Source organism: Jatrophihabitans sp. (assembly GCF_036389215.1).
Classification (GTDB): domain Bacteria; phylum Actinomycetota; class Actinomycetes; order Mycobacteriales; family Jatrophihabitantaceae; genus Jatrophihabitans_A.
The window spans coordinates 1-8,165 of the sequence record NZ_DASVQG010000260.1 but is presented as its reverse complement, the minus strand read 5'-3'; the positions used below and the strand labels follow the sequence as shown (position 1 = coordinate 8,165).

General features: G+C 68.7%; 6 protein-coding genes. 4 read left to right on the top strand and 2 right to left on the bottom strand.

What is annotated here, in order from left to right; all coding sequences use genetic code 11:
- Nucleotides 1–59 precede the first annotated feature (59 nt).
- From crtI to VF542_RS14570, 4 genes are all read left to right on the top strand, one after another.
- A complete protein-coding gene (crtI, locus tag VF542_RS14585) occupies nucleotides 60–1,547 on the top strand; it encodes a phytoene desaturase family protein (protein WP_408652431.1) in 1,488 nt (495 codons plus the stop codon).
- Nucleotides 1,548–1,644: 97 nt separating this feature from the next.
- On the top strand, nucleotides 1,645–2,301 hold the full coding sequence (locus VF542_RS14580; RefSeq protein WP_408652430.1) for a TetR/AcrR family transcriptional regulator: 657 nt from the start codon (nucleotides 1,645–1,647) through the stop codon (nucleotides 2,299–2,301).
- A 16-nt stretch (nucleotides 2,302–2,317) separates the two neighbouring features.
- Nucleotides 2,318–3,361: a phytoene/squalene synthase family protein gene (locus VF542_RS14575; RefSeq protein ID WP_408652429.1), complete on the top strand. Its 1,044-nt coding sequence runs from the start codon at nucleotides 2,318–2,320 to the stop codon at nucleotides 3,359–3,361.
- Nucleotides 3,362–3,401: 40 nt separating this feature from the next.
- Nucleotides 3,402–3,839 (top strand): VOC family protein, encoded by a 438-nt coding sequence (locus VF542_RS14570; RefSeq protein WP_408652428.1) that lies wholly within the window; start codon nucleotides 3,402–3,404, stop codon nucleotides 3,837–3,839.
- A 4-nt stretch (nucleotides 3,840–3,843) separates the two neighbouring features.
- Here the strand turns inward: VF542_RS14570 and VF542_RS14565 are convergent, their stop codons facing one another.
- On the bottom strand, nucleotides 3,844–4,212 hold the full coding sequence (locus VF542_RS14565) for a hypothetical protein (protein WP_408652427.1): 369 nt from the start codon (nucleotides 4,210–4,212) through the stop codon (nucleotides 3,844–3,846).
- A 159-nt stretch (nucleotides 4,213–4,371) separates the two neighbouring features.
- On the bottom strand, nucleotides 4,372–7,578 hold the full coding sequence (locus tag VF542_RS14560; RefSeq protein ID WP_408652426.1) for a S8 family serine peptidase: 3,207 nt from the start codon (nucleotides 7,576–7,578) through the stop codon (nucleotides 4,372–4,374).
- Between the last annotated feature and the right edge of the window lie 587 nt (nucleotides 7,579–8,165).

The following is an 8,165-nucleotide window of genomic DNA, read 5'->3' as shown; positions in this document are numbered from 1 at the left end:
GGTGCTGCGCGAGCTCGCCACGGCGGCCACCGCACGCCGATTCTGACCGGGGGTCCGCCGTGCGCACCGTGACAGGGCCGACCGACCGGGTGGTCGTGGTCGGCGCGGGGCTGGGCGGCCTGTCGGCGGCGCTGCGGCTGGCCGGCGCCGGTCGGCGGGTGACCGTCCTGGAGCAGGCGGGCGAACCAGGCGGGCGAGCCGGGCTGTTGGAACACGGCGGCTACCGGTTCGACACCGGCCCGACGGTGCTCACGATGCCCGAACTGATCTCCGACGCCCTGGCCTGCGTCGGCGAGCGGCTGGCCGACCGCCTGGAACTGCTGCCCCTGAGTCCCGCCTACCGGGCCAACTTCGCCGACGGCTCGAGGATCGACGTGCATGCCGATCCGGACCGGATGGCGGCCGAGATCGCCGAGGTGGTCTCAGCCCGGGACGCGGCCGGCTACCAGGACCTGGTGCGCTTCCTGCGCAAGCTCTACCGGCTGGAATTGTCGAACTTCATCGATCGCAACCTCGATTCCCCCTTGCAGCTGCTCGGAAGCGCCGGGATCAGGCTGCTCGCCCTGGGCGGCCTGCGGCGGCTGGGCCCGAAGATCGGGCAGTACCTCGAAGACGACCGGCTGCGGCGGGTCTTCTCCTTCCAGGCGATGTACGCCGGCCTCGCGCCGCACGACGCGCTGGCCATCTATGCGGTGATCTCCTACATGGACACCGTCGCCGGGGTCTACTTCCCTCGCGGCGGCATGCACGCGGTTCCGCGAGCCCTCGCCGCCGCGGCCGCCGATCACGGGGTGACCTTTCACTACCGGAAGAAAGTGGAACGGATCGAGGTGACCGGCGGCCGGGCCCGCGCCGTGCACACCTGCGACGGTGACCGGTTCAGCGCCGATGCGGTGGTCGTCAACGCCGACCTGCCGAGCGCCTATGAGCACCTGCTGCCGGCCCAGTACCGTCCCCGCCGGCTGCCGCGCTTGCGGTACTCCCCGTCGTGCGTGCTGGTGCACGCCGGATCGGCGAACTCCTATCCGGAGCTGTCCCACCACTCCATCTTCTTCGGCCAGGCCTGGCGCAAGACGTTCACCGAGATCATCGACGAAGGCCGGCTGATGAGCGATCCGTCGTTCCTGGTGAGCAATCCCAGCAGAACGGACCCCTCGCTGGCACCGCCCGGCCGGAACACGTACTACGTGCTGTTCCCCTCGCCCAACACCCGGGCGCCGATCGACTGGCCGGTCATCGGTCCGCGCTACCGGGACGAGATCATGGCGACACTGGACCGGCGCGGGCTGCCCGGCTTCGAGCACGGCGTCGAGGTCGAGGCCATGGTGACGCCGCAGGACTGGCAGGACCAGGGACTTGCCGCCGGGGCGCCGTTCGCGGCGGCTCACACCTTCTTGCAGTCCGGCCCGTTCCGCTTTCCGACGCTCGACCGCCGCATCGAGAACCTGGTGTTCTGTGGCTCCAATTCCCAACCCGGCGTGGGGGTTCCGATGGTGTTGCTGTCGGGCAAGCTCGCGGCAGCCCGGATCACCGGAACCGAGGGCTGAGGCCGATGCCGACCGCGACGTGCGGAGCTGACGGAGCCAACGTGACGGAGCCAACGTGACGGAGCCAACGTGACGGAGCCAACGTGACGGAGCCAACGTGACCGAGCACCTGGGACTGCGAGAGCAGCACAAGCGGCGGACCCGTGACGCCATCGGGGCAGCCGCGATGTCGCTGTTCTTCGAGCACGGCTACGACTCGGTGACCGTTGCCGACGTCGCCCGGCTGGCCGGGGTCTCGGTCGCCACGGTATTCAATTACTTCGACACCAAAGAGGATCTCTTCTTCGACGAGGTCGAGCCGCTGCAAGCCGCGCTGGCGGCCGCGGTCCGCAACTGCCCGCCCGGGGCATCGGTGCTTCGCGCGCTGCAGGAGCAGGTGGTCTACCAGCTCACGGCCGGACGGAGCGACGCCGACGCCGAGGAGGTCGTGAGCTTCCACGCGGCAATCGTCGACAGCGCGGACCTGCAACGCCGTGAGCAGCACATCCAGCTGTTACGCCGGCAGGTTCTCACCGAGGCGCTGGCCGAAGCCCTCGGCACCGGTGCCCAGCCGCTGACCGCTGAACTGGCGGCCGCGCAGTACCTGGCGGCCGAAGGGGTCATCGGGGCCGAGTTGCGGTCCCGGCTGCTGGGTGGCCAGCCGCTGCCCGCGGCGCTGGCAGCTCTCCGGCCTTTGACAGTTGAGGTCTTCACCAGGCTGCGAACCGGGCTCGGCCCGATGGTCAAGGTCGGTACCCGCGATGATCACCCATAGATCGAAGGAGAATCCCGTGTCACGACCGCAGGCGCACAACCTGGTGTTCGGCGGATCGGCTGCCAGGGCGGGCCGCCGGCAGCGGTCCACGGCCGGCCACCAGGACCGGCCCAGCAGGGGCGCCCGGCGCGAGCTGCGGGCCGCGGGCATCCTCGAGCCCGCGACACAGGCCGGTTACGTCCGGGCTCGAATGCTCAATGCCGAGCACGGGCGGACCTATTACCTGGCCACTCAACTCCTACCGGCGGCCAAGCGACCCTACGTCCACGCGCTCTACGGCTTCGCGCGCCACGTCGACGACATCGTCGATGACCTCGACCCGCGGCTCACCCCCACCGAGCGAGCGCGCAGGTTCGACGGCTGGACCGGGATCTTCCTCACCGACCTGGAGCGCGGCACCTCGGCTGATCCACTCCGTGCGGCAGTGCTCGACACCATCGGACGCTGGCAGCTGTCGCCGGACCTCTTCCTCGACTTCCTGAACTCGATGCGGATGGATCTGGTCGTCACCGAGTACCAGAGCTTCGATGACCTCAGCCGCTACATGTGGGGTTCGGCCGCCGTCATCGGCTTGCAGATGCTGCCGATCCTCGGCCGCCAGGACGAGCGGACCGGCTGGGACCGGCTGCGCCAGCCCGCCGTCGACCTGGGCCTGGCCTTCCAGCTCACCAACTTCCTGCGCGATGTTGCCGAGGACCTGGACCGGGGCCGGATCTACCTTCCCCAGGAGTCACTGGACCGCTTCGGGGTGGACCGCGCGGCACTGCGGCAGGCCCGGGCGAGCGAGACGGCCAGCGAGCCGATCCGGCAACTCATCGCCTTCGAAGTGGGCCGGGCGCGCGAGCTGTACCGGTCTGCCAGGCCCGGCATCGACCTTGTCCAGCGCAGCTCGCGCGATTGCCTGCTGACCGCGTGGACGCTGTACGGCGGAATCCTCGATGAGATCGAGAAGGTCTCCTACGACGTCTTCGGCGGCCGGGTCTCGGTCGGGCTGAACCGCCGGATCGCGGTGGCCGGCGCCGGGCTGGCCCGCGCGGCCTGGGCACGCACTGTCAGCTAACCGGCGATGACACCGCCGGCCAGCCGTTAGGGTGTGCGGTGTGATCAAGGGCATCGACCACATCGGCCTGGCGACCGAGGACCCTCGCGGCGTCGCAGGGTTCCTGACGGTGCTGGGCATGGGCAAGGACGACCAGGGTGTCGCCGAGGAGTACGGCGTGGCCTGCGAGTTCTGGTCCTATCCCGGCGCCGGCGGCAAGCCCGCGATCGAGCTGGTGACTCCGGTGCGCGAGGACTCAGCTCTCAGCGATCACTTCTCCCGCCGCTCGCCGTCGCTCTACCACGTCGCTTTCGAGGTGGACGACGTCGACAGTGAGTTGGCCCGGCTGCACGGTCATGGACTGGTGTCTGTCGACGCGGCGCCCTGTGCCGGCGCCCGCCCTGGCATGCGCGTCGCGTTCCTGTATGCCCCGAAGCCCGCCGCGCTGCTGATCGAACTCGTGCAGTACGGCGCCGGCACCACGCCGGTGACCGGGTAGCCGGTCACCGCGAGCCGGCACTCGCGCCCGGATCACCAGCGGGAGGGACCTCCTCGATGAAGGACACCCCGCGGCTGCCGCCGGAGCCATAGCGCTCCCACTCCTCGTGGAGCCGGATCCGGCCGTCCGGGAGCACGGTGGGTGTGCTGTGGCACCGTCCGGATACGATCTCGCCGCCCTGGAAGACCATGCAGTAGGCGAAGTCCAGGGTGCCGTCGGGCGCGCAGGTTCCGGTCAACGCCCCGCGCCTGACCTGGCCGCCGGAGAACTCGCCCCACAGCAGGTCACCGGCCTGCCGGTACACCGCGACCGGTCTGGCACCCGCCACGCCGTCGGACGGCGAGAAGCGGCGGCCGTCGTAGTTCAGGGTCATCGGATGCCTGCCAGGCGCTGTGCGCGCGGTCGGGTGCTGCCCATCGAAGAGTTCGCCCTTCTTCGCCAACGGCAGGAGGCCCCGCCGGATCGCTCCGGCGAGGCCTCCCGCTGTAGAACCGAACTGCTGTGGAACCTTGCGATACCGCCTACCGGCTGACTACGGGGTGACGCTCTGCACGATCACGTCGCCGGAGCCCACCAGCACGTTGCTGTCGGTGCGCACCTGAACCGTACCCAGCAGCGCCCGGCCCGCAGCCGGCGCCGCGTTGGCGGTCACCGTGCCCGGCACCGTCCACGAGGCGTTGGCCGGCCGAACCGCGTCCGCGTCCGTCACCGCGACCGAACCGAAGGCCGGGTTGGTGAAGACATCGACGTAGTTGAACGTGGTGGAGCCAGACGGAACCGCGTAACCGTCGACGAGGCTGACGTAGGTTCCGGCCGCCGGGTTGGCGATCGTCACCGACTCTTCGCTGTCACCGTCGGCGGACTGACCTGCCAGCACGCAACTGCCGCTCGTGCAGTTGTAGACGTAGAGGTCCAGGTCGGCCCCCGGGTCACTGGTGCCACCGATGGTGACCCGCAGCGAGGTCGAGCCTGCCGCAACCGCTATCCCGCGCTGCTGCGAGGTACCCGGCGCGATGGTCGGCGTCAGGATCTTGGCGCTGCCCAGCGTGGTGCCCACTGCCCGTCCGGTGAACTCGCCGAACACGTTCGTCAGCGTGTAGCTACGCGAGACCGGGGTACCGATCGTTGCCGACGCGATGGTGTCGGGGTTGGGCGAGACGGTCGCGCCCAGGATCGATGCGGTCAGGCTGTACGGAGCGTTCTCGGCGTCGGAGGTGCGCCGAGCCTCGACCACGACCTCCCAGACGCCCGCCTGCGGGTTGGTCTGGGTGCGGCTGGTCGGCGAACCGGAGCAGCTGCCCGAGGTCGGGTTGTAGCAGCTGAGCGAGGAGTTGTCCTCGACGCCGACACCGTAGGGGTGGAACCGCAGGAAGCGGATCTGCCCGGCGCCCGGCGTGGTTCCGCCGCCCACCATGTCGACCTTGAAGGCCGGGGTGTTCGCCGGCACGTTGTAGAAGAAGCTGGTGACCTGGTTGCGCCCGATGGTGCCCGAATGGGTGATCGAGTAGTTGTTGGCAGCATTGAACTGCTCCGCGGCGATCACCGTGTTCAGCGTCTGCGCTTCGATCCCGGCCGTCGACGGGTTGTCGAGGTTCAGGATCGCCGAGTGGGTGCCGGCGCTGGTCGGGTGAACGGTGACCGCAAGCGTGACGGGCGAGTTCAGCGGCAGCGCGATGGAGCTGGCCGCGGTGCTGAACGTGCCGTCGTTGCCGACCCAGCTCAGGTTGAAGGTGGAGGTGCCACCGCCGCCTGAGGTGCGGGTGAAGGTGTAGGTCCGGGTGTAGCTGTCGCCGGCCTTGACGCCTTCGCGGTCATAGATGCCCTCGCCGCGACCCGGCGTCGCCAGGAAGCCGGAGAGGATGGTGTTGACCGGGACGGAGGACGTGATGTTCACCGTCTTGAGGTTGGTCTTGAGCAGGTCCCAGGCCGCCGGCACGTTGACCAGGCCGTTGCCCTGCTCGTAGGCGCCGTAGCGCGGCAGGTAGCGGGTCGAGGACTTCATGGCTTCGCGCAGCTGGGCGGGCTGGCTCTGCACGCCGGCCTGCTTGGCAGCGCTCACCAGCAGGGCGCCAGCGCCGGCAGCCTGCGGTGAGGCCATCGACGTTCCCTGGAGCATGGAGTAACCGGCCGGCAGCGCGTAGGTGCCAGGCACCGGGCTGGAGGCCTCCCACATCGGAGTGGTCGAGATCGCCGCGCCGGGAGCGATGATCTCCGGCTTGAAGCCGCCGTCCTCACGAGGACCGCGGGAGGAGAAGCCGTGCATGTTGTCGACGTAGCTGGAGTCCGAACCGTAGTTCTTCTGCCAGGTCTCCTTGCTGATGTAGGAGCCGACTGCCATGACCTTGGAGGCCGCCGCCGGGTCGCCCATGGTGTTCACGCCCGCGCCGCTGTTGCCGGCCGAGATGAACATCTGCACGTTGTACTGCTCGATCAGGCGGTTGTAGAGGACCGCCCGGGTGTTGTTGCCGTCGTTGAGTGCCGGCAGACCGCCGATCGACATGTTGATCACGTCGACGTTGCCCTGCTTGGCGATGAACGCCATGCCCTCGATGAGGGCGTGCGAGGTGCAGCCGGTGATGAACATGCAGACCCGGACGGACTTGAGCTTCGCGCCGGGCGCCGCACCGGACATCGCGCCGCCGAACATGCCGTTGGCAGCGGTGATGCCGGCCACGTGCGAGCCGTGCTCGCCGGAGACGATGCCGATGTTGACGACCTTGTTCTGGCCGTCGGTCTGCACGACGAACGGCATGGATTCCTGATCCTGGGTGGCCGGGTTGTCGGTGCCGAAGTGACCGATGTCGAACTTCTTGGCGTAATCGGTCATCGCCGCGTCATCGGTGAAGTTGTTGTTCTGGTTGGTGTCGACACGCACCGTGTTGGTGGTGGTGTCCCACAGCACGCCGAACTTGTCGGTGGTGTCACCGTCACGGTTGACGTCGCTGCCGAGCTCGCCGCCGAGGCGGGAGTCACCCTCGACGAACAGGGCGGTCCGGAAGGTTCCGGCCGGCGCGGTGTAGCTGACGGTCTGGAAGGTGAAGGACGGGCCGCTCACCTGGGTGGACATGTTCAGCCAGGTCGGGTCCTCATCGGTGAACGGGTCGGTCGCGGTCACCCAGTCGGTGATCTTGCGCTCGCCGGTCGTGGTGGTCGCCAGCGCCGGGTGGTCCAGGTCGATGCCGGTGTCGAGGATGCCGATGGTGGTGCCCCGGCCGTCCCAGGTGGGGTGGGCCGCGGTGAAGGCGGCCGCGCCGGTGTCCCGGATGGGCATGTACGGGTTGTCTCGAGGAGTGCTCGCGTTCGGGGCCACCTGCGGGCTGGCCAGCTGCGAGCCCTCCGGTGACGGGTCGTCGAGGGCGATGACCTCGTCCAGGTCAGCCGCGACGATGTTGGCCAGGTTGGCGGCGGCCTCCGTCTTGGCGATCGGAACCACGGCGCGGATGTAGCTCACATCGCCGTCGGCCTTCTTGATGACGGCGCCGAGGGACTTCAGTGCGCTGATGACCGAGTTGTTCTGGCCGGGGGCAGCCGCGATCAGGAGCGTCACGGTGGACGCTCCGTTGGCCGTGGCGGTGGCCAGCAGTTCCCGATCGTGCTTGCCGATCTGGGACTGCTTGGCGGCCGTGGCGCCGGAAGCGGCGAAGGCTGCCGGGGCACTGACACTGGATGCGACGAGTGCACCCAATGCCGCGAGGGCCACCGTGCTACGGCGAGCCCTCCAACTACGGGATATATGCATGCTTCCGCCTTGTAAAGGGTGGGTGTGTGTGTGCGACGTAATCATTCATTCATGGCCAGCACATAAAATCAAGGTGTAGTCGCTTACGTCCACAAATGCGCTAGGCGCCGATCCCGTCGCTGTTAGTCACCTGGTGCCACTCCAGCGTTGCAGCTGTCCACATGGGCTGCGCGGGGCCGAGCCGCCTCGGTTGACCACTCTCGGGGCCGGTGGTGTGCTGATCCCGCCCGGGATGTGCTGTACAACGTTGTAGAGAGCGGTTCAAACGATCTTCACAGGAAGGCGGCCAGGTGGTTCTACCCCGGCGAGTCCGTTATCGGCGGTTACCGACGGTGGCAACGGCCTTGGTGGCCGCCGTCCTGGCCGCGGGATGTGGGAGTGCTAAATCACAGTCCGGTCCCCCCTCCGGCGGGTCCTCCGGCGGGTCGGCGGCTCTGTCGTCCGCACCCTCCGGAGCCGCGAACACGGTGCTGGGCCGGTCCTATCAGAATCCGGTGTACGACCACGACTTCCCGGACCCGGCCGTACTGAGGGTCGGCAACCAGTACTACGCCTATGCCACCCAGGGTGGCGGCTCGAACATCCAG